This is a genomic window from Amycolatopsis sp. NPDC049159 (assembly GCF_040648295.1).
GTDB lineage: Bacteria > Actinomycetota > Actinomycetes > Mycobacteriales > Pseudonocardiaceae > Amycolatopsis > Amycolatopsis pretoriensis_A.
Genome location: NZ_JBEZDL010000026.1, coordinates 59,659 through 80,654 on the forward strand (window position 1 = coordinate 59,659; position 20,996 = coordinate 80,654).

At 72.5% G+C, this 20,996-nt stretch carries 16 protein-coding genes; 6 read left to right on the forward strand and 10 right to left on the reverse strand.

Features of this window, described 5'->3' with window-relative positions; all coding sequences use genetic code 11:
* Nucleotides 1-9: 9 nt before the first annotated feature.
* Genes AB0B33_RS38615 through AB0B33_RS38630 form a run of 4 tightly spaced genes read right to left on the reverse strand, consistent with a single transcriptional unit; the run spans nucleotide 10 to nucleotide 3,423 of the window.
* A complete protein-coding gene (locus tag AB0B33_RS38615; protein WP_360781370.1) occupies nucleotides 10-1,293 on the reverse strand; it encodes a condensation domain-containing protein in 1,284 nt (427 codons plus the stop codon).
* A 12-nt stretch (nucleotides 1,294-1,305) separates the two neighbouring features.
* The gene (locus AB0B33_RS38620) at nucleotides 1,306-1,563 is read right to left on the reverse strand and encodes a phosphopantetheine-binding protein (RefSeq protein WP_360781371.1); all 258 of its coding nucleotides are present in this window, start codon (nucleotides 1,561-1,563) and stop codon (nucleotides 1,306-1,308) included.
* 13 nt (nucleotides 1,564-1,576) lie between these two features.
* A complete protein-coding gene (locus AB0B33_RS38625) occupies nucleotides 1,577-3,148 on the reverse strand; it encodes a class I SAM-dependent methyltransferase (RefSeq protein ID WP_360781373.1) in 1,572 nt (523 codons plus the stop codon).
* On the reverse strand, nucleotides 3,148-3,423 hold the full coding sequence (locus AB0B33_RS38630; protein WP_360781375.1) for a phosphopantetheine-binding protein: 276 nt from the start codon (nucleotides 3,421-3,423) through the stop codon (nucleotides 3,148-3,150). Before AB0B33_RS38630 ends, AB0B33_RS38625 begins: the two co-directional genes overlap by 1 nt.
* A 218-nt stretch (nucleotides 3,424-3,641) precedes the next feature.
* On the opposite strand from AB0B33_RS38630, the gene AB0B33_RS38635 reads away from it, so the two are divergent.
* Genes AB0B33_RS38635 through AB0B33_RS38645 form a run of 3 tightly spaced genes read left to right on the forward strand, consistent with a single transcriptional unit; the run spans nucleotide 3,642 to nucleotide 12,221 of the window.
* Nucleotides 3,642-10,649, forward strand: a complete 7,008-nt coding sequence (locus AB0B33_RS38635) for an amino acid adenylation domain-containing protein (protein WP_360781377.1) — start codon at nucleotides 3,642-3,644, stop codon at nucleotides 10,647-10,649.
* Nucleotides 10,650-10,654: 5 nt separating this feature from the next.
* Nucleotides 10,655-11,992, forward strand: a complete 1,338-nt coding sequence (locus AB0B33_RS38640; RefSeq protein WP_360781379.1) for a lysine 2,3-aminomutase — start codon at nucleotides 10,655-10,657, stop codon at nucleotides 11,990-11,992.
* Between the two features lie 10 nt (nucleotides 11,993-12,002).
* A complete protein-coding gene (locus AB0B33_RS38645; RefSeq protein ID WP_360781380.1) occupies nucleotides 12,003-12,221 on the forward strand; it encodes an MbtH family protein in 219 nt (72 codons plus the stop codon).
* Between the two features lie 4 nt (nucleotides 12,222-12,225).
* Here the strand turns inward: AB0B33_RS38645 and AB0B33_RS38650 are convergent, their stop codons facing one another.
* The 5 genes from AB0B33_RS38650 to AB0B33_RS38670 form a co-directional block, all read right to left on the reverse strand.
* A complete protein-coding gene (locus tag AB0B33_RS38650) occupies nucleotides 12,226-12,801 on the reverse strand; it encodes a hypothetical protein (protein WP_360781382.1) in 576 nt (191 codons plus the stop codon).
* A 278-nt stretch (nucleotides 12,802-13,079) separates the two neighbouring features.
* Nucleotides 13,080-14,492 (reverse strand): LCP family protein, encoded by a 1,413-nt coding sequence (locus tag AB0B33_RS38655; protein WP_360781384.1) that lies wholly within the window; start codon nucleotides 14,490-14,492, stop codon nucleotides 13,080-13,082.
* A gap of 49 nt (nucleotides 14,493-14,541) precedes the next feature.
* Nucleotides 14,542-15,294 (reverse strand): SDR family oxidoreductase, encoded by a 753-nt coding sequence (locus AB0B33_RS38660; protein ID WP_360781386.1) that lies wholly within the window; start codon nucleotides 15,292-15,294, stop codon nucleotides 14,542-14,544.
* Nucleotides 15,291-15,419: a hypothetical protein gene (locus AB0B33_RS38665; RefSeq protein WP_360781388.1), complete on the reverse strand. Its 129-nt coding sequence runs from the start codon at nucleotides 15,417-15,419 to the stop codon at nucleotides 15,291-15,293. The genes AB0B33_RS38660 and AB0B33_RS38665 overlap by 4 nt, the downstream gene beginning before the upstream one ends.
* Nucleotides 15,419-16,774, reverse strand: a complete 1,356-nt coding sequence (locus AB0B33_RS38670; protein ID WP_360781390.1) for an OFA family MFS transporter — start codon at nucleotides 16,772-16,774, stop codon at nucleotides 15,419-15,421. The genes AB0B33_RS38665 and AB0B33_RS38670 overlap by 1 nt, the downstream gene beginning before the upstream one ends.
* 102 nt (nucleotides 16,775-16,876) lie before the next feature.
* On the opposite strand from AB0B33_RS38670, the gene fdhD reads away from it, so the two are divergent.
* Nucleotides 16,877-17,701, forward strand: a complete 825-nt coding sequence (gene fdhD / locus AB0B33_RS38675) for a formate dehydrogenase accessory sulfurtransferase FdhD (RefSeq protein WP_360781392.1) — start codon at nucleotides 16,877-16,879, stop codon at nucleotides 17,699-17,701.
* An 11-nt stretch (nucleotides 17,702-17,712) separates the two neighbouring features.
* Here the strand turns inward: fdhD and AB0B33_RS38680 are convergent, their stop codons facing one another.
* Nucleotides 17,713-19,149 carry a carotenoid oxygenase family protein gene (locus AB0B33_RS38680; protein WP_360781394.1) on the reverse strand — a complete coding sequence of 479 codons (1,437 nt, stop codon included), beginning with the start codon at nucleotides 19,147-19,149 and terminating at the stop codon, nucleotides 17,713-17,715.
* Nucleotides 19,150-19,223: 74 nt separating this feature from the next.
* On the opposite strand from AB0B33_RS38680, the gene AB0B33_RS38685 reads away from it, so the two are divergent.
* Entirely contained in the window at nucleotides 19,224-19,931 is a 708-nt protein-coding gene (locus tag AB0B33_RS38685; RefSeq protein WP_360781396.1) for a TetR/AcrR family transcriptional regulator, read from the forward strand.
* A 179-nt stretch (nucleotides 19,932-20,110) separates the two neighbouring features.
* Nucleotides 20,111-20,992: an alpha/beta hydrolase-fold protein gene (locus AB0B33_RS38690; RefSeq protein ID WP_247025042.1), complete on the forward strand. Its 882-nt coding sequence runs from the start codon at nucleotides 20,111-20,113 to the stop codon at nucleotides 20,990-20,992.
* Nucleotides 20,993-20,996: the final 4 nt, after the last annotated feature.

Genomic DNA, 20,996 nt, shown 5'->3' on the forward strand with positions numbered 1-20,996 from the left:
CGGGGCCGATCAGCGGCGGCGGCCCGGTTCGCCGTCAGCGGAACCGTCCCGCCGGGACAGGAGTTCGCCGAGCCGGTCGCCGACACCCGCCGCGAACGCGTCCGCGTCGAACGATCCCCGCCGGCCGCACCGCCCTCTGAGCCGCCCTCGCAGCTCGCCCTCCGGCGTGCCGAGCTGCACGACCAAGGCCGGCTCGGCGTGCCCGCCGAACTCCAGCTCCCACCGGGATTCCAGCGCGGCGAACCGGGCGATCGGACCGGGTGACCACCAGCCGAACGAGATGTCGAAGGCACGGCCGACGAAACCCGGTTCGACCGCGCGGAGATCCCGCCAGATCGCTTCGGGATCGGCTGACCGCCTGCTCAGCACCTCGATCATCCGCTGCCGGACGTCCAGCAGGGACTCGACCGGGGAGCCGGGCCGCCGCAGCGTGAACCGGACCGGCACGTCGCCGGCGAACACCCCCAGCGCGTCGGGCCGGATGCCGCCGGAACCCCGGTCCGACACGGGCACCCCCAGCACGACGTCCGCCGTGCCGGCGCTCAGCGCCACCTGCCTGACGACGCACGAAAGCACGATGGCCTGCGGGGTGGCCCGGGTCCGGGCGGCCAGCTCCCGCAGGCGGCCGGCGGTCACCGCCGGGTAGCGCACTTCGCGCGCCCAGCCACGGAAGTCGTCTTCCCCGGCTTCGCTCGTCATGCCGGGCAGCACCGTGGCGCCGGGGAAGCCGCGGAACATTTCCCGCCAGGACACCGACGGTCGCGACGGCCGCGCGGCGAGGACCGTGCGATCGGCCACCGGCCCGGCCCGCGTCCCTTCCGTGTAGAGCCGGGCGAGCAGGTCGACCAGGAGGTGCACCGACAGGCCGTCGACGGTGATGTTGTGGAAGACCAGGAGCAGCACGTGCCGCTCCGCGGAAACGCGCAACAGCGTGTACCGCCACGGGGATCCGGCGCCGATGTCGAGGGGAGCACCGCCGAAGTCCAGCGCGGCGGCCCGGATCACCGCGGGGACGGGAGCTCCGGCGGGTACGTGCCGCACTTCCAGCGGGCGGCAACGCGCTTCGGCGGTGAAAGCCAGCACGTCTCCACCGGAGAACTCGAAGCCGGTCCGCAGCACCCGCTGGCTCCGCTCGAGCGTGTGCAACGCCCGCTCCAGCGTCGCGATGTCGAGTTCGCCGTCGAGCCGGACCGAGGCCACGATGTGGTAGATGGCCGAGTCCGGCGCCAGTTGCTGCTGGAGCCACACCTGCCGCTGTAGGCCGCTCGCCCGCCCGGTGTCCTGTGCCGGCACGTCCGGCCGGCCCTACGAGCTCGTCCGTGCGGACTCCGCGCGGCGCTCGACCGCTTCGGCGAGGGACGCGAAATCCGGGCTGTCCCAAGCCAGGTCCAGCGGCACCGGCACCCCGAGGGACTGCTCGACACCGTCGCAGAACCGCACGATCGTCATCGAATCGCCGCCGCGCTCGAAGAAGTTCTCGCTCCCGCGGACCGATTCGCATTCGAGCGCCTCGGCGGCGATCTCGAACACCCGGCGGCGGAATCCGGCCTCGGCGTCGCTCACGGGCAGTCCCCTTTCAGCTGTCGGCCACCAGGTGCTGGATGCTGGTCGCCGGGACGTGGTGGCGCGGGTAGGTGCTCGGCGCGGTCGTGGTCCGGAGCCCGGCACTCCGGACCACGCGCTGGTAGCCGGGCCAGTCGAGGGGCGACTGCCCGGACAGGCTGTGGTAGAGCTCGAAGGCCAGCGCGTGCACGCTTCCCCGGCGGCTCAGGATTTCCGCGGGCGGCAGAACGTGCCCCTCGACGACGACCATGCCGTGGCGGGCGGAAGCGGCGCGCCAGCCGGCGTAGTGCTCCCGCCAGCTTTCCTCGAGTGCTTCGGGCGCCACCAGCCGTCCCGCGTCATCGGTGCACACCGGCGCCGACACGGCCGCCGGAGCGGGCCGAATTCCGGGAACGCTTTCGGCGAGGATGCGCCGGTTGTGGTCGACGAACGCCCGGACGTGCAGCACCTCTTCGGGGTCGTAGCCGGTCGCGGCCGCGACGTCCGAGCAGATCCGCCGCGGTGCCCCGACATCCCCTTCGACGAAGATGGCGGGCCACCCGGCCGACTCGGTCCGTGCGACGTCGAGCGCACGGCGGTCGACGTCGACACCGACCAGGCCGAGCGGGAAGCGCTCCAGGTTCTTTCCCCGCGTGGTCGTCCGGACGATCGTCTCGTACGTCCGCCGCAGCCACGAGCCGTCCCCGCAGCCGACGTCCACGATGGCGCGGGGCTGCGCGGCCGGCGGCGCCTCGTCGAACAACCGGCGGACGAGCTGGTCGGCCGTCGCGAAGTAGGACTTGTGCGCCGCACCGCTGGCGAGCACGTTGAGGCGCCGGTCCACCAGGTCGTTGACCCGGGCCGGGGTGATCGGGGCGGTGGCCCGCAGCCAGTCCGGGAAGGCCAGCAGCGACCGCGCGTAGGAGCCGATGAGCCCGTAGACGGGCCGGAAGAAGGTCCCGGCTTCACCGAGCCGGGTCGGTCCGTCCCTGCCGTCTTCGAAACCCAGGAACCGGAGCACACTCGAATACGCCGGTCCGGGCGGGTCTTCCCCGGTCCGCGCCGCGAGCCTGGGCAGCACCACCGCCGCCACGAGACCTTCCAGGTGGAAGCCGGCGATCGTCCGCTCCGCTTCGGTCAGCGCCCCGCTCCGGTGCACCCGGGTGCGAGCCGCCTCGAGACCGGCCAGGGTTTCCGCGGCCGCGGAAACCACGCTGTCGTCGTCGGCCCAGTCGGCGTCCCGGAGCCGGTCCGCGACCTGACGGTGGCTCGCGACGTAGAGTTCGGTCAGCGGCGCCCCGCCCGCCATCGCCGCGGCCAGCGAAACCGGCGTGCCCGGGCCCGGCCACCCGGGCCCCACCCGCAGCCACCCCGCGGACTCGCCGGCCCGGACGAACGCCAGCACGGCCGGGTACGACGCCGTGCCGGCTGCCATGTCACCCAGGGACACGGCCCGGCCCGCCAGCACCGGCTCGAGCGCACCGGCGGCGTCGAGCCCGCTGAAGGCGGTGGCGATCGCGAAGCCGTCCTGGTGCAGGAACAACCGGCGCATGGCCTCGGTCGCAGGCGTCGCCGACGCGGCGCTTCGCGGTGCCCGGGTCACCATCAGGGAGCCTCTTCCACCGCGACGCCGGACGAGTGGTTCGTCCGGGTGGAAACGAGTTCGACGAACTCGCCGAGCACGGGCGCCCGGAGGATGTCGGCGAGCCCGACCCGGCCGCCGATCTCGTTGCGAACACGCACGATCACCGTCATCGCCTGCAGGGAATGCCCGCCCAGCTTGAAGAAGTGGTCCCCGGTTCCGACCGACGGCACGTCGAGGACGTCCTGCCAGATGCGCGCGACGGTGGCTTCGAGCTCGTGTCTTGGGTCCTGCGGCACGGTTCCCCCCGATGGCTCGGCTGGCTGCGTGGTCTCACCGGAGAAGCGATCGGCAGCGCTCGCGCCGGGAACTGCTCCGTGGACGCGGGCAGCGACGTCTTCCGGGTTTTCTTTCCTGCGCGGCGATCGCGCCGCGGGCGACGCTACCACCGGGAGACCGGCTCCCGGGCGGATCGCGGCCGTTGCCCGGACTCGCCGGCCCACGGTAGAGATTTCCCATGGGCACCACCAGATCCGATTCCCGGGTTCCCGCCTCGGCACTGCAAACCCAGTTGTGGCTCGGCGAAGCCGTCGGCGGCGAAGCGGCGGCGTACACCATGCCGGAGGTGCTCCGGATCGACGGCGACCTCGGCACGGCCGAGCTGCGCTCGACGCTGCGGGTGCTCGTCGAGCGGCACGAAGCCCTGCGCACGACGTTCGAGCTCGACGAAGCCGGTCTGTGGCAGCGGATCCACCCGGAGTGCGTGGCCGAGCCGCAGTGGGTCGGCTTGTCCCCCGGCGGCGACCACGAGGGGGAGTTCCGCGATCGGGTCGCCGAGGCGGTCGCGGTCCCGTTCGCCCTCGACCGCCCGCCGCTGTGGCGCTGCCTGGTGGGCGGGACCGGCCGGGTGACCTACCTGGCTCTCCTGTGCCACCACCTGATCGCCGACGGCTGGTCGTCGAGGGTGCTCTTCGACGAGTGGGACCGCTTGCTGCGCGGCGGATCCCTGGACCCCGCGGGCCCGGGCTACCGCGTGTTCGCGGCCGCCGAACGCCGGTGGTCGGCCGGCGCGCGGGGTCACCGCGAATTCTGGAAGCGAACCTTGGCGGACGCACCCGCGCGGAGCGCGTTGCCCGCTGTCCGCGGCCGTGCGCCCGAGGCCCAGCGGCCGGCGAACCGGCTGGTGCTCCCCGTGTCACCGGCTCTCGTCGGCGAACTGGCCGCGGTCGCCCGCGACCTCGGCGTCACCCCCTTCGCCGCCCACCTGGGCGCGTTCGCCGTGACCCTGGCGCGCCACCTCGGCACGTCCGACGTCGTGCTCGGCGTTCCGGCGGCGAACCGGGGCGAACCGGGCTCGGAGCGGTCGGTCGGCCTGTTCACGAACCCGCTGCCCGTGCGCGTCCGGATCGCACCCGGCGCCACTCTGGCGTCGGTGCTCACGGAAGCGGTGGAAGCGCTGTTCGGTGCGATCGAGCACGAACGCCTGCCGTTCAGCGAGGTGGTCCGGCTCGCCGGTGTCCCCCGAAGCGGCGCCGAAACCCCGCTGTTCCAGGTGATCGTCGATCCGCGCGGTGCGGACCACCCCAGGCCGCGGTTCGGCGGCCACCCGGCCGCGAAGCTCGCCGTCCCGCACCCCGTCGCCAAGTACGCCTTGAGGGTCAACGTCCCGGACGGTCCCGATGATCCGGACCTGATCATCGACTACGACGAGTCCGAGTACGACGAGCGGTACATCCGGATGATCGGTGAAGACCACATCGCCCTGCTGACGGCCGTGACCACGGCACCGGACACCGCCGCGCTCCCGGCCGCGGGCGCCCCGGAGCGCCGCCCGGCGACGATCCACGAACGGTTCCGGCTCCGGGCCGCGGCCGGTCCGCACCGCCTCGCGGTGGTCGAGGCCGATCGGTGGTGCACCTACGGCGAGCTCGACCTCCGGTCCGACCGGATCGCCGCGGCCCTGGGCCGTCGTGGCGTTCGCCGGGGTGACGTCGTGGGTCTTTCCCTGCCGCGCGGGATCGGCTTCGCCGAGGCGGCCCTCGGCGTGCTCAAAGCCGGTGCCTGCTACCTGCCGCTCGACGGCGAATGGCCGCTCGCCCGCACCTCGGCTCTCCTCCGTGACTCCGGCGCCGCGACCGTCGTCGTCGACGCCCCGGGCGACGACGGCCGGTTCGGCGCGCTCGCCTTGGACATCGGGACGGCCCGGACCGCCGAGCCGGTCGAGCCGCTCCCGGCGGCCGGCGGCGAAGACCTCGCCTACGTCATCTACACCTCCGGATCGACGGGCCGGCCGAAGGGCGTGCTGATCGAGCACGCGTCGGTGTGCCGGCTGACCGACCCCGACCAGCCCTTCGCGGTGGCACCGGGCGATCGGGTCGCCCACCACGCGTCGACCGCGTTCGACGCCGCCGTGCTCGAACTGTGGTGTCCCTTGCTGTCCGGCGCTTCCGTGGTCGTCCCGTCCGGCCGGTCCCCCGGTCCGGACCAGTACGCGGACCTGTTCGAACGGGCCACCGTCGCGTTGGTCGTCAGCGGCACCTTCGCCGAGCTGACGCGGCACCCGCGCAGCCGCGAGGCGCTGCGCCGGCTGCGTCAGCTCATGATCGGCGGGGACGTGCTGGACCCCGCTGCCGTGGACCGCCTCGGCGATCCCGCCGGACAGGTCCGGTGGCACCTCTACGGCCCGACCGAGACGACGGTGGTCGCCGCGTGCGGGCCGCTCGCCGCCCGGAGCCCACGGGGCTCGGTGCCCATCGGCCACGCGACGGCCGGCGGCTCGCTGGCCGTGCTCGACGCGGACGGGACACCCGCGAAACCCGGCCACGTCGGCGAAATCTTCGTCGGCGGCAGCGGCGTGGCTCGCGGGTACCTCGGCGATCCCGCGCGGACCGCGGAGCGCTTCGTGGCCGACCCCGCGCGTCCCGGGCGGCGGAGGTACGCGACCGGCGACTTCGGCCGCCTCCTCCCCGACGGCACCGTCGACTTCGTGGAACGCCGTGATCAGCAGGTCAAAATCCGGGGTGTCCGGATCGAGACGGGGGAGCTCGAGGCCGCGTTGCGGGCGCACGCCGGTGTCTCGTCCGCCCGGGTGCTCGTCGAGGACGCCGGGCCCGGCGACCGGCGGCTCGTCGCGGTGGTGCGCCCGGCGCGGGACGACCACGCGGAGCTGGAAGAGGAGCTGCGCCGATGGATCCGCGACACGCTGCCGGCGGCCCTGCGGCCGCACCGGCTGGTCTTGGCGGACGCCATGCCGCTGACCCCCAACGGGAAGGTGGACGTGGCCGCGCTGACCGGCGGGCGGGTGGCGCCCGGTCCGCGGGACGAGCGGCTGCCCGCGCACGTCCGGCGGATGGCCGGCCTCTGGGAGCGCGTGCTCCACCGGCCCGCCGGAACCGGCGACGACTTCTTCCGGCTCGGCGGGGACTCCCTGACCGCGTTGCGGCTGCTGGTCCTCGTCGGCACCGAATTCGGGGTGAGCGCGCAGCCGGAAAGCCTTTTCCGCAACTCGGAGCTCGAGGCCTTCACCGCCCACGTGGCCGCCTTGTCCCCCGCCGTCTCGCCGGCGAGACAGGCTGCTCGCACGCCGTCTCCACGGCCGGCGGAGCTTCCGCTGTCCCCGGGGCAGCGGCGGCTGTGGTTCCTCCAGCGCCTTTCCGGTGCCGGCGCCGATTACAACCTCCCGTTCGCCTTGCGTTTCCGGGGCGCACTCGATCCGGACGCGCTGCGTGCCGCCGTCGGTGACGTGGTCGCCCGGCACGAGAGCCTCCGGACCAGGTTCCCCGACCACGGCGGTGCGCCGGTCCAGGAAATCGTCGCCCCGGCCGCGGCGACGTGGCCGTTCACCGTCGTGGCGGCCGGCGAGCACGAGCTCGCCGGTCTGGTGACGGACGCGGCGCGGTCACCGTTCGACCTGGCCGCGGACCTCCCGCTGCGCGTCTGGCTGTTCCGGCTCGGCGACCTTGACCACGTGCTGTTGCTGCTGCTGCACCACATCGCCGGCGACGGGTGGTCCATCGCCCCGCTGGTGCGGGATCTGGCCGCCGCCTATGCCGCGCGTGGTCGCGGCCGGGCGCCCGGGTTCACCCCGTTGCCCGTCCAGTACGCCGACTACGCCCTCCGGCAGCAGGAGGTCCTCCGCCCGCAAGGCCCGGGCGAGGCGCAGCTGGCCTTCTGGGAGAAGCGGTTGCAGGAGCTGCCGACGCAGATCCCGCTCCCGGTCGATCACGCCGGCGGGCCCGGCCGCGAAGACCGCGACCACGGGGGCACGGTCCGGTTCCGGCTGGACGAACGCGAGTACCGGCACTTGCGCGAGCTGGCGGAAGCGTGGGGGACCACGCTCTTCACGCTCCTCCACGCCGCGCTTGCGGCCTTGCTCACCCGGCTCGGCGCCGGCACCGACATCCCCGTCGGCACCCCGGTCGCCGCGCGGACCGACCCCGCCTTCGACGACGTCGTCGGCTTTTTCGTGAACACCGTGGTGCTGCGGGCGAGCACCGCGGACGACCCGCGGTTCACCGACCTGGTCGCCCGCGTGCACTCGGCGAACCTCGACGCCTACGCCCACCAGGACGTGCCGTTCGAACGCGTCGTGGAACACCTCAACCCACCGCGCTCGCCCGGGGTCCACCCGCTCTTCCGGGTGCTGCTGGTCTCCCGGGACGTCCCGCCGCCCCGGCTCGGGTTCCCCGGCCTGACGGTGACCGAAGAGCCCGTCGAGACCCGGGCCGTCAAGTTCGACCTCACGTTCACCGCCGGGGTGGACGGACACGAGCTGAGCGGCTCGGTCCAGTACCGCAGCGCCCTTTTCGAGCGGGCGACGATCGAGCGGATCGTCGCTCAGTACCGGGGCGTGCTCACGGGGTTCGCCGCGAACCCGGGGCTTCGCGTGTCCGAAGTTCCCCTGCCCCGCAACGAAGATCCGGCTCCGAGCGCGCTCGGGGCCGCGGCACCGGACCAGTGCCTGCACACCCTGTTCGCCGAGCAGGCCGGGCGCACCCCGGACCGGACCGCCGTGTCCCTCGGCGCCCGGAGCTGGACCTACCGGGAGCTCGAACGGTGGGCCACGTCGATCGCCGGGGCCGTGCACTCCCGTTGTGGTGCACCGGAATTCCGGGTGGCGATCCTGCTGCCGCGCTCACCCGCGCAGATCGCCGCGACGCTCGGCGTTCTCCTCGCCGGCGGGACCTGCGTCCCCCTGGACCCCGGTTTCCCGGCCGAGCGGCTGTCCACCATGGTCCGCACCAGCGAAGCCACCCTTCTCCTGACCGAGCCCGGGATCGCCTTGCCTGCCGTGGAACCGGGCATCGAGATCATCCACATCGGACAGTGCGCGGCCGATCCCCGCCGCCCGCCGCTGGTACCGTGCCTGCCGTCGAACCTGGCGGCGATCTACTTCACGTCCGGGTCCACCGGCCGGCCGAAGGCGATCGCGGCCACGCACCGCGGCGCGCTGAACTACCTGGCTTTCCTGCACCGGGAATTCGAGCTGGGCGAGGACGACGTCGTGCTCGGGACGGCCTCGCCCGCTTTCGACGCGTCGGTGAAGGACCTGTTCGGACCGCTGCTCACCGGCGCTCACCTCGTGCTCCTGCCCGACGAGGACGGCAAGGACCCCGACGCGATCCTGACCCTCGCCGCCGCCGCGCAGGGGACGGCGCTGCTGTCCGTCGTGCCGTCGTTGCTGACCGCGCTCGCCCGCGCGGCCCACCACACCTGCCCGGACGGCCTGCCCCGCCTCCGGCGGATCTCGGTGAGCGGCGAACTCCTCACCGGGGAACTCGCCGAAGCGGCCCGGGCACTGGGCCCGCAGGTGGAGTTCGTCCACCAGTACGGCCCGACCGAAGGCACCGTCACGGCCACGTTCCACCGGGTGGCCGACCCGCCCCCGGCCGGACCGGTCCCGATCGGACGGCCGATCCCGGACATGCGGTGCCACGTCCTCGACCACCGCCTGAACCCGGTGCCCACGGGTGTCGTCGGTGAGCTCTACCTGGCGGGCCCGGGGCTGGCCCGGGGCTACTTCGGCGACGCCGCCGCGACCGCGGCGGCGTTCCTGCCCGATCCCTGGGGGCCGCCCGGCGAGCGGATGTACCGGACCGGCGACCTCGCACGCCGGCGCAACGACGGCTCGCTGGAGTTCCACGGCCGCACCGACGACCAGGTGAAGGTGCGCGGGGTCCGGGTCGAACTCGGGGAAGTGGCCGTGACGCTGGGACGTCACCCCGCCGTCGCGGTCGCGGCCGCCGACGTCCGGGACACCGGTACCGGCCCCGAGCTGGTCGGCTACCTGGTGCTCGAAGACGCCGCCTGCCCGATCTCCGACGTGCGCTCCTTCGCCGCCGGCTTGCTGCCCGCCCAGCTGGTGCCCAGCCGCTACGTCGTCTTGGACCGGCTGCCCCTGACCCGGAACGGGAAGATCGACCGGAAGCGCCTGCCCGATCCCGCGTCGAACGGTCTTCCCGGCCCGCGCGCGATCCCCCGCACCGGCGAAGAACTCCACCTGGCGCGCGTGTGGCAACAGGTGCTCGGCGTTCAGGTGGACGCGCGGGACGATTTCTTCGACCTCGGCGGTCACTCCCTCAAGGCCGCGGAACTGATCGACCTGGTGAACCGGGAGTTCGACGTCCGGCTCCCCTTGAGCTCGATCTTCCACGCCCCGACGGTGGAGCGGATGGCCGCGTTGATGCCGGCCGCCCACCGCGGTTCCCCCACGCTGGCCGTGCCGCTCACCACGGGGCCGGGCACCGCCCCACCGCTGTTCCTCGTCCATCCCCAGTCCGGCGAGGTGGCCTGCTACCTCCCGCTGGCCCGGGAGCTCGGCCGGCCGGGTCCCGTCTTCGGACTGGAAGCGGTCGGCTCCGGCACGGACGGCGAGCCGTTGCGGACGATCGGGGAAATGGCCGGCCGCTACCTCACCGACATCCGGAAGATCCAGCCGGCCGGGCCCTACTTCATCGCCGGCTGGTCGTTCGGCGGGAACGTCGCCTTCGAGATCGCGCTCCGCCTGGAGCGGGAAGGCGAGGAGATCGGGTTCGTCGCCGCGATCGACTCCCAGGCGTACGGCGGAGGGCACAGTGCATCCGAGTCGCCCCCGGTCTCGGAACCGGACGAGGTCACGTTCGCGCGCTACCTCGGCTTGGACGCCGAAGCCCTCCTGCCGCTCGGCGAAAGCCGCCGCCTGCCGATCCTGGCCGAAGCGGCCACCTCGCTGGGCCTGCTGCCCCAGCGCGACTCGGCCGGCGCGCTGCGCCGGATGATCTCCGTGTTCACGGCCAACGCGCGGGCCGCGGCCGAGTACCGGCCGGCGGACCGGCTGCGGTCCGGCGTCCACCTGTTCCTCGCCGACGATCCGGGCGCGGCACCCCGCCGTCCGGTGGACGTGGCCGCCTGGCGGCAGCGCACCCACGGCGAGCTGGTCCTCGGCCGCGTGCCGGGTGATCACATGACGATGGTCCGGCCACCCCACGTCCGGGCGCTGGCGGCGGAAATCCGGACCCGGCTCTCCCCTTCCCGGCCTCGGAGGTGACACAGGTGTCTTCCGTCACGCAGGGCGGCTTTCCGCCGCCGGAGCGGTCCGCCGCGGCGCCCGGTGTGCTGTCCGGGCAGCGGCTCCGGGACCTCGTCCTCGACCGGACGAAGGATCCCGAGCTGGCCGAGGCGGTCACGGTCGTCTCGCAGGTGCTGCCCTTCAAGGTCAGCTCGTACGTGCTCGACGAGCTGATCGATTGGACCGACCCGGCCGGGGACCCGATCTACCGGATGACCCTGCCGCACCGGGACATGCTCGGCCCCGGGGACTTCGCCGCGGTGGCCGACGTGCTCCGCGCCGGGGACTGCGCACAGCTGAGGAAGGTCGTCGACGACGTCCGGGACCGCCTCAACCCCCACCCCGGCGACCAGCTGACCCGCAACTTGCCGGGCCTCGACGGCCCGGGCGGCACCGGGATCCAGCACAAGTACCGGGACACCGTGCTGGTCTTCCCCCGCCAGGGCCAGACGTGCCACAGCTACTGCGGTTACTGCTTCCGCTGGGCGCAGTTCGTCGGACGGCCGGATCTGCGGTTCGCCCTCGGCGACCCCGGCGAGATGACCGCGTACCTGGACCGGCACCCCGAAGTCACCGACGTGCTCATCACCGGTGGCGACCCGCTGGTCATGCGGACCGAACTGCTGGCCCGCTACCTCGAGCCGCTGCTGGCGCCGGACTACGCACACGTGCGCACCATCCGCATCGGCACCAAGGCCCTGTCGTTCTGGCCGTACCGGTTCCTCGACGCGCCGGACGGCGACCACCTGCTCCGCCTCTTCGAGCGGGTGGTGCGGTCCGGTCGCCACCTGGCGCTGATGCTGCACTTGTCCCACCCGCGCGAACTCGCCACGAAGCCGGCCCGGCAGGCCGTCGAACGGCTGCTGGCGACCGGCGCGGTCCTGCGCTCACAGGCGCCGCTGATCCGGCACGTGAACGACGACGCCGCCACCTGGGCGACGCTGTGGCAGGACGAGGTGAGCCTCTCGATCGTGCCCTACTACCTGTTCGTGGAGCGGGACACCGGGGCGCGGGAGTACTACCAGGTGCCGCTGGCCCGCGCCGTCGACATCCACCACGCGGCCGTCCGGCGGGTGAGCGGCCTGGGCCGCACCGCCCGCGGGCCGGTCATGTCCACCTCGCTCGGGAAGGTCCTCGTCTCGGGCGTGGCCGACCTCGGCGCCGAGCGGGTCTTCGTCCTCCAGCTGCTTCGCGCCCGCGACGAGAACTTGGTCGGCCGCCCGTTCTTCGCGCGGTTCGACCCGGCCGCGACCTGGTGGGACCAGCTGGTTCCCCGTTCGGAGAGCGACGGGGAGTTCTTCCGCGGCCTGCCACCGATCTGAAGGAGTGCCGATGAGCAATCCGTTCGACGACCCCGAAGGCCGGTTCCTGGTCCTGGTCAACGACGAGGGCCAGCACTCGCTGTGGCCGTCGGCCAAGGCGGTCCCGGCCGGGTGGACGACCGCGTACCCGGCCGCGTCGCGGAACGACTGCCTCGCCTACGTGGCGGAGCACTGGACCGATCTGCGCCCGAAGAGCCTCGTCCGGGCCATGGAAGGCCCACTTTCGTAGCTTCTCAGCCGCGGTAGTCGCGCTGCAGGGTGCCGGTCATCTCGGTGACCACGGCCTGGACGTCGTCGAGGGCCGCCGGGCGGATCAGCGCCGCCTCCGTGCCGCCGTCGGCGATGGCGATGCCCAGTACGACGTTGCCGGAGCGGACGGCGGCCCACTGCTCGGAGAAGCCGGCCTCGTCGCCGACGCCGGTCGCGAGCCGGACGCCCGAGTGGTCGCCCAGCGCGTCGGTCATCAGCTGGGTGGCCTGGGACGCGGCGTTGGCCGTGTCGGAGTCGGTGAACCGCACGACAGCGATCGTGACGACCCGGTAGTCCTGCATGTTGGGCTTCCCGCCGCCGAGGTCGCGGGCGAACAGGCGCTTGCAGCCGGTGAGTTCGTTGCCCTCGGTCGAGCGGTCCTGCGGCACGACCTTGGCGTCGGCCGTCTTGACCGAGTCCGGCGGGACTTCGACGGTGCCCGGGGCCAGCCGGTCGCGGGTGTCCGCGCCGGGCAGCTTGCAGGCGTCGATCGACTCGGGGTAGTGCGCCGCGGCGGACGCCGACTGGCACCCGGCGCACAGAACGGCGGAAGCGAGCACCGGAAGGAGCCACCCTCCGCGGGCAACGCTGAAGCGCATGAGTTCCGGACTTTCCTTATTTCCTGAAATCGACTTTCCGGTTCGCCACCGGTCCGGTGATCTTTTCCGGTCCGCCTCGCGGTGCTGCCGCTGACGGTCACCGCACACTGCCTCACCAGGCAGGCAGCGTCAAGACCACTCACCCGCGTGGTCCGCCGTGGTCCGGTCGGCGGAAAACGACATTGCGCGGCTTCACGGAAAAATTTCGCGCGATTTCACGAATCGTGCGCCGGGCTCCGTCAATTCACGCAGACGACCCCGTCCGACGTGATCGGGTCGGCGGCGGCGGCCGGGGCACCCCCGCCGCCGGCCGCGCCGGGGCCCGCGTACACCGTGCCGAGCACGACCTCGATGTGCCCGGCGGGCACCGACGCGGACTCCTGCGTCGTCAGCCCGCCCAGCAGCTTCGCCACCTCGGCGCCCCGGTCCGCGAGGTCGGCGCCGAACCGGACCACCGACGTCCGGCGCGAGGCCGTGTTGCCGGTCGCGCCGGGGGTGAACCCCTTGTCGCGCAGCACACCGGACACGCGCGCCGCGAGCCCTTCCCGCGGGCCCGCGTTGGTGACGTCCACGGTGGGCCCCGGCCCCTGGCCCGGTGACGGCGGTGGCGCGACCGGGCCGATCAGGTTCGCCGCGAACGCCTTGACCGCGGCCGGGTCGACCTGCACGGCCGTCAGCCGGCGGTCGGCCGGGTCGTAGCGGTAGTCCGGGTTGACGACGGGGATCGTCTCGAACTGGATGCCGCCGCCGCTGACCCCGCGCATCTGGGACACGAAGTCGAGCAGGTTCCACGACGAGTCGAGCACCACCGAACGCTTCACCGCGTCGATGAGGCCCGAGAGCTTCCCCGGGTCGCCCAGCGTGCCCGCGGAAAGCACCTGCCTCGCCAGCCCGGCGAGGAAGACCTGCTGGCGCCGGACGCGGTCGAAGTCCCCGCCGCGCAGGTTGTCGCGCTGCCGGACGAAGGCGAGCGCGTCCGCGCCCGAGATCCGCTGCCGCCCGGCCGGGAAGTCCGCGCCCGAGTTCCGGTCCTGGGTGGCCGCGTTGAGGCAGACGTCGACGCCGCCGATCGCCTTGCTGATCTCGGAGAAGCTGAGCAGGTTGACTTCGGCGAAGTGGTCGATCTTGACGCCGGTGAGGTCCTCGACGGCCTGCCGCGTCGCGCGGCGCGCGGCCGTGAGGGCGCCCTGGTCGATCTTCGCCTTGTCGGTCTCGCCCGCCGTACGCAGCCGCCGCGCCTCGGCGGCCTTCGCGCGCCCGAAGGCGGCGTTGATCTTGCCCTTGCCGCCGGGCATCGACACGAAGCTGTCGCGCGGGATGGAAAACGCTTTCACCTGCTTCGTCCCGTTCGGGATCCGAAGCACGATCAGGGTGTCGGTGAGGTCGTCGCCGTTGGGACCGACCCGCAGTTCCCGCAGCACGTCCGGCGAGAGCGGCTTGCCCTGCGGGTCGGTGCGGGCGTCCCGGCCGACGAGCAGGACGTCGAGCGAGCCGTCGGCGGGCTGCTCCCCGGGGGCGGTCCCGCCGTCGGCGTCGATCACGCTGTCGCGCGTGACCTCGTCGAGGGCCTGGAGGTTCACGTAGCCGTACGCGGTGCCGCAGAAGACGACCAGCGCCAGCCCGGAGACGACGATCTTGCCCAGTGGGTGCACGCCCCTACCGACGTGTCCCGCGCGCCGGCTGCTGCACGCGTGAGGCAGGTCACATGCGCAGGTGGGAGGCGCCGTTGAGGTCGAGGATCGCGCCGGACGCCCAGGTCGCCTCGGCGGAGGCCAGGTAGACGACGGCCGCGGCGACCTCTTCGGGCGTGCCGACCCGGCCGAACGGGCTCTGCGCGCGCAGGGCGTCGTCGATCCGGTCCGCCACCCGCTCGGTGGCGGTGAAGCCGGGCGCGACCGAGGTCACGGAGATGCCGTGCGGCGCCAGGGAGACCGCGAGCGACTGGCCCAGCGAGTGCAGCGCAGCCTTGCTCGCGCCGTACGCCGGGTGGTCGGGCTCGCCCTTGAACGCCCCGCGCGACCCGATGTTGACGATCCGGCCGGGCGCGCCGCGCCCGATGAGGTGCCGGGCGACGCAGTAGCTCAGGTTGGCGGCGCCCACGAGGTTGACGTCGAGGGTGCGCCGCCAGATCCGCTGCCAGTCCACGTAGGACACTTCGCCGACCGGGTGCGCGGTTTCCGCCGACGTCGCGACGGCGGCGTTGTTGACCAGCACGTCGACGCCGCCGAGCCCGGACTCGGCGGCGTCGGCGATCCGCCGCGCCGCCTCCGGGTCGGCGAGATCGCCGCTGACCAGCAGGTGCCCCGAGCCGGACAGGCGCGAAAGCGTTTCTTCGGCATCCGCGGCGCGGTGTCCGTAGTGGACGGCCACCCGGTCACCCCGCGCCGCGAACGCCGTGGCCACCGCGCGCCCGATGCCGCGGGAAGCGCCGGTGACGAGAACTCCGTTGCTCATCCGAAGAGCTGTACCAGCTTCAGGAACAGCTGGTACACGCCGTACCCGAACGGCAGCACGACCCACGCCCAGGTCAGCACGATCAGCGGCACCCGGTTGGGCTTCGACGTCGAAGGCTCGCTCATCACGCCTCACTCCTCGCGGCCGCGGCGACCGGCTCGTGGTACTTCTCCTTGACCGGCCGGACCAGCTCGTTCGCCACGAAGCCGACCACCAGCAGGCCGATCATGATGTAGAAGGACAGCTCGTACAGCGCCGGGCCGGACTTGCCCGCCGCCTTCTGGCTGTCGGCGATCCGGTTGACGATCAGCGGGCCGAGCACGCCGGCCACCGACCACGCGGTGAGCAGCCTGCCGTGGATCGCGCCGACCTGGTAGGTGCCGAAGAGGTCCTTCAGGTACGCCGGGACCGTCGCGAACCCGCCGCCGTAGAAGGACAGGATCACCATCGCGCACAGGATGAACACGAGCTTCGACGAGTTCTCCGTGAGCGCGATCACCAGGTACAGCACCGCGCCGGCGCCGAGGTAGGTGCGGTAGATGTTCTTGCGCCCGACCAGGTCCGAAGTGGACGACCAGACGAACCGGCCGAGCATGTTGAACAGTGACAGCAGCGCGACGAACCCGGTCGCCGAAGCCAGGGCGGCTGGTGTCGAGGTGTTCTCGGAAAAGAAGAAGTCCCTGAGCATCGGCGACGCCTTCTCCAGGATCCCGATGCCCGCGGTGACGTTGAAGCACAGGATGACCCACAGGCACCAGAACTGCGGCGTCTTGATCGCGTTGGCGGCCGAGACGTTCGCGGTGCTGATCATCGCCTTGCCGTGATCGGTCTTCGGCTCCCAGCCGTCCGGCTTCCAGTCGTTGGCCGGGACGCGCACGAGGAGCCACCCCATCGACATGAACACCGCGTAGACGACGCCGTGGATCAGGAAAGCCGTCGCGATGGTGCCGGTGGTCGGCGAAGTGCCGAGCATCGACGACGACCATGGTGTCGCGATCAGCGCACCGCCGCCGAAGCCCATGATCGCGATGCCGGTGGCCATGCCCGGCCGGTCCGGGAACCACTTGATCAGCGTGGACACCGGCGAGATGTAGCCGATGCCGAGCCCGACGCCGCCGATCCCGCCGTAGCCGAGGACGACCAGCCAGAACTGCCCGGTCGCCACGCCGAGGGCGGAGACGAGGAACCCGGTGGCGAAGCAGCACATCGAGACGAACATGGCCCAGCGCGGGCCGTTCTTCTCCACGAGCGTGCCGCCGAAGGCCGCGGACAGCCCGAGCATGACGATGCCGAGCTGGAACGGCAGCGAGCTCTGCGTACCGTTCAGGTGCATCGTCTTCTCGAGCGGGGACTTGAACACGCTCCACGCGTAGGCCTGCCCGATCGACAGGTGCACCGAGAGGGCCGCCGGCGGCACCAGCCAGCGCGTCCACGTCGGCGGTGCCACGATCCGGGATCGGTCCAGGAAGCCGAGAGCCATCGGTTCCCTCCGTACTCTGGGGATGATGGAGGGAATGTATTACTAAATACCCGGTGTTGCACCATACGGGTGTCGAACTTTCGGGCGGCGAAAGGTGTGCAGATGGGCAGGGTGACCGTGCGCAGGCCGGTGCGGCGGATTTCCGCGACCGGGGACCGGCGCCGCCCCGACGCGCTCGCCGCCGAAGAGCCCCTGGAGCTGCGGGTCGGCGGCAAGGCGCTGGCCGTCACCATGCGCACCCCGGGCAACGACGTCGAGCTGGCCCACGGCTTCCTGCTGTCGGAAGGCGTGATCGGTGGCCGTGAAGACATCGCGGTGGCGCGCTACTGCGACGGCGTCGACGACCAGGGCCGCAACACCTACAACGTCCTCGACATCGCGCTGGCCGCCGGGGTGGCCCCGCCGGACACCGGCGTCGAGCGCAACTTCTACACCACCTCTTCGTGTGGTGTCTGCGGCAAGGCCGCGCTCGACGCGGTCAAGCTCAAGACCCGCTTCTCCCCCGCCGAAGCGGCCTTCGCCGTGAAGACCGGGACGCTGGCCGCCCTGCCGGACGCGCTGCGCGCCCGGCAGAAGGTGTTCGCCAGCACCGGCGGCCTGCACGCGGCGGCGCTGTTCACCCCGGACGGCGACCTCGCGGTCGTCCGCGAAGACGTCGGCCGGCACAACGCGGTCGACAAGGTGCTCGGCTGGGCCGTCCTCGAAGACCGCATCCCCGCGCCGGGCCACGGCCTCCTGGTGTCCGGGCGCGCGTCGTTCGAGCTGGTGCAGAAGGCCGCGATGGCGGGCATCGGACTGCTGGCCGCGGTGTCCGCGCCGTCGTCACTGGCGGTCGAGCTGGCCGAGGAGAACGGCATGACGCTCATCGGCTTCCTGCGCGGCGACTCGATGAACCTCTACACCGGCGACCACCGCGTTCTGGTCTGACGCCGCCTGGTCTAGGAGGCGACCCAGTTGCCGTGGAAGCCGTGGGGCACGCGGTCGGGCAGGTGGATCGCCGCCACCGTCTCCAGGGTTCCCGCGTCGAGCACCGTCAGGTCGCTGCGCTGGGACGCCGGGTCGTAGACGAAACCCATCAGCACGCCGTCGTCCTCGGCCGCGTCTTCGTGGCAGGGCACGAACACGAACTCACCGGGCTGACGGCCGTCGCCGAACGCCCGCTCCTGGCGGGAACCGGTGCGGAAGTCGTGCTTGAACAGGGAGTTGCCCGGGTTCGCTTCGCCGTCGGTCGAGACCGCGTAGCCGTAGCGGTGAGGGCGGCCGACGAGCCGCTCGTCGACGCGCGGGAACTCCTGGCCGCGGTCGTCGAGCCGTTCCTCCAGGACCTTGCCCGCGTTGAGGTCCACGGTCCAGCGGTCGAGCGTCGGGCCGCCTTCGCCGGGGCCGTGCAGCTCTTGGTCGAACATCTTCGGGTGGCGCACGACGTCCAGCACGACGCTGTCGCCGTCGTCGTGGGCGTTGAGCGGGTGGAAGACGTAGCACGGCTCGACGTCGAACCAGCGGACGTCGCGGCTCTGGCCGTCCCGCGGCATGACGCCGATCCGCGCCGGGTACTTCTCGTTCCAGCGGTAGGGCAGGCCGCCGTTCGCGCCGATCTTGCTCGCCATCATCGCCGACACCGGGTCCGGCACGCGGACCTTGCCGACCACCGCCGAAAGCACCAGCTTCGCCGGGGTGCGCAGCGCGCTCGGCACGTTGGCGGCCACCGCCATCCGGGCGTTGAACGTCACCGGCAGGTCGTAGAACACGACGTACTTCTCGGTCAGCGAGAAGTCGTGCATCATCGGTGACCCGGTGACCTCGACGTCGACCACGCGGCGCGTGCGGCCGGCCGCGTCGATCACCGAGTACTGGACCTTGTTGCCCATGCCGAAGAAGTACGAGACGGCGTGCAGCTCGCCGGTGCGCGGGTCGCGCTTGGGGTGGGCGGTGTAGCCGCCGGGGAGCGTGCCGTCGAAGTCGCAGCGGCCGACGGTGTCGAGCTCGTCGGTCAGCTCGTAGATCGGCGCGCCCGCCTCGACCAGCGCGAGCGTCTTGCCGGCGTGGCCGATCACGTTCGTGTTGGCGCCGAGCGCGTCCAGGCCGCAGTACCGGCTCGCGTCTTCGCCGTTCAGCGTCGCCGTCACCGACTCGTTGCGCACCCAGCGGTTGCGGTACCACTCGGCCTTGCCGTCGCGCAGGCGCACGCCGTGGACCATCCCGTCGCCCATGAACCAGTGGTAGGCCGCCGGATCCACTTCGGACAGCGGGTTGGGGCCGTTGCGCAGGTAGCGGCCGTCGAGGAAGTCGGGGATCCGCCCGGTGACGGCGAGCTCGGTGATCGTGTGCTCCCGGCTGACCGGGGCGAAGTTTCCTTCGAGGAACTTGTTGCCCATTGCGTGACCCCTCCGCGCCTTCCATAACTCGGTTATGAGTACAGGTATAACAGGGTTATGGAATACTGGCAAGCATGAGTCCCAAACCGCGTGCGTCCGACGTCAAGGCCAAGCTCGTCGAGGCGGCCATCCGGCTGCTCGACGACGGCGGCCCGGAGACCCTGCAGGCCCGCAAGCTGGCGGCGGAGGTCGGCGTCTCGACGATGGCGGTGTACACGCACTTCGGCGGCATGGCCGCGCTGGTCGACGAGGTCGCGCGCGCCGGCTTCCTGCGGCTTTCGGAGTGGCTGGCCGGGGTCGGCGAGACCGACGACCCGGTGGCGGACATCTTCAGCCTCGCCCGCACCTACCGGCAGGCGGTCGCCGAGCAGCCCCAGCTGTTCGCGGTCACGTTCGGCCAGTCCGCCCCGGGCGGCAAGCGGGCGACGCTGTCCGACCTCACCACCGAAGAAGGCCGGGAAGCCGCTCCGGAGGGCCTGGAGGCCTTCGAGCACATCGTCCGGGCCACCGAACGGGCCATCGAGGCCGGGCGCTTCCGGCCCGCGGACAAGTACCAGGCGGCCGCCCAGCTGTGGAGCGCGCTGCACGGCTTCGTCACCCTGGAGGCGTCCGGGCACTTCGGGCCCGGCGAACAGGGCATAGACCACATTTTGATACCCCTCGGCATCACCCTCGCGGTGGGTCTCGGGGACACTGTGGACCGGGCCGGGCGCTCGGCCGATGCCGCGAAGGCGGCTTGGCGCGCGAGGACCGGAAACGCCGGGCAGGGTGGGAACGACTAACCCGGCGAGCGGGACGCGAGGGGAACGCGGAGCGGGTGCGCGGCGTCCTATGAGCAGCAGGCGGGGGACGGAGACAGGTGAACGAGGAAAACGGGGACGCGGAGCGCGCGGGCGGTGGGGACCAGCCGCAGCCCGCGAAGGCGGTCGCGGAGGCGGCGGTCCAGGGCGCGCGGCGCTGGCTGAGCCGCCGCTCGGTGCTGATCGCGGGTGCGTCGGGGCTGGCCGTGACCGGGCTGGCCGTGGGCACGGCGACCGGCAAGCTGCCGTTCAGCCAGGCCCTGCAGCGCACGCTGGGCGTGACGTCGTCGAACCCGACGACCCAGCTGGGCAGCACCCGCGTGGAGCGCGTCTACTCCGCCGCGCGCGGCCGGATGGTCGACCTGGTGTTCATCCTGCCGTCGAAGACCCCGCCGAAGGGGCTGCCGATGTCGCTCGTGCTGCACGGCCTGCACGGCAACGCCCGCAGCGCGGCCCCGACCGGCACGCTCAAGCAGCTCGCCAGCGACGTCGCCCGCAAGGCGGTCCCGTCGTTCGGCTTCGTGGCCGTCGACGGCGGCGACAACTACTGGCACCAGGTCCACCCGGGCGACGACCCGATGGCGATGCTGCTGGAGGAGGTCCCGCAGTGGCTGCGGGCCCGCGGCTTCGCCGGCCCGGCCGGCCTGCCGTTCGCGTGCACGGGCGTCTCGATGGGCGGTTTCGGCGCCCTGGTCTACACCCGGCGCCGCGTCGAACGGCGCCAGCCGCCGGCCGCGGTGGCGACGCTGGCCCCGGCGCTGATCACGTCGTGGCCGGAGATGGCCAAGCGCCACATCTTCCCCGACGTGCAGGACTGGACGGCGCTGGACCCGCTGCGCCACATCGACGAGACCAAGGGCGTCGCCAACGGCATCTGGTGCGGCACGGAGGACTCGTTCATCACCGGCGTCCGCCGCTACATCGACGCGGCCCGCCCGGCGGTCGCCCACACCGCGCACGGCAAGCACGGCGACCCGTTCAACCGGACGGTGGTCCCGAGCCTGATCAGCTTCCTCGGCAAGCACGTCCCCCGCGCGGACTGACGCA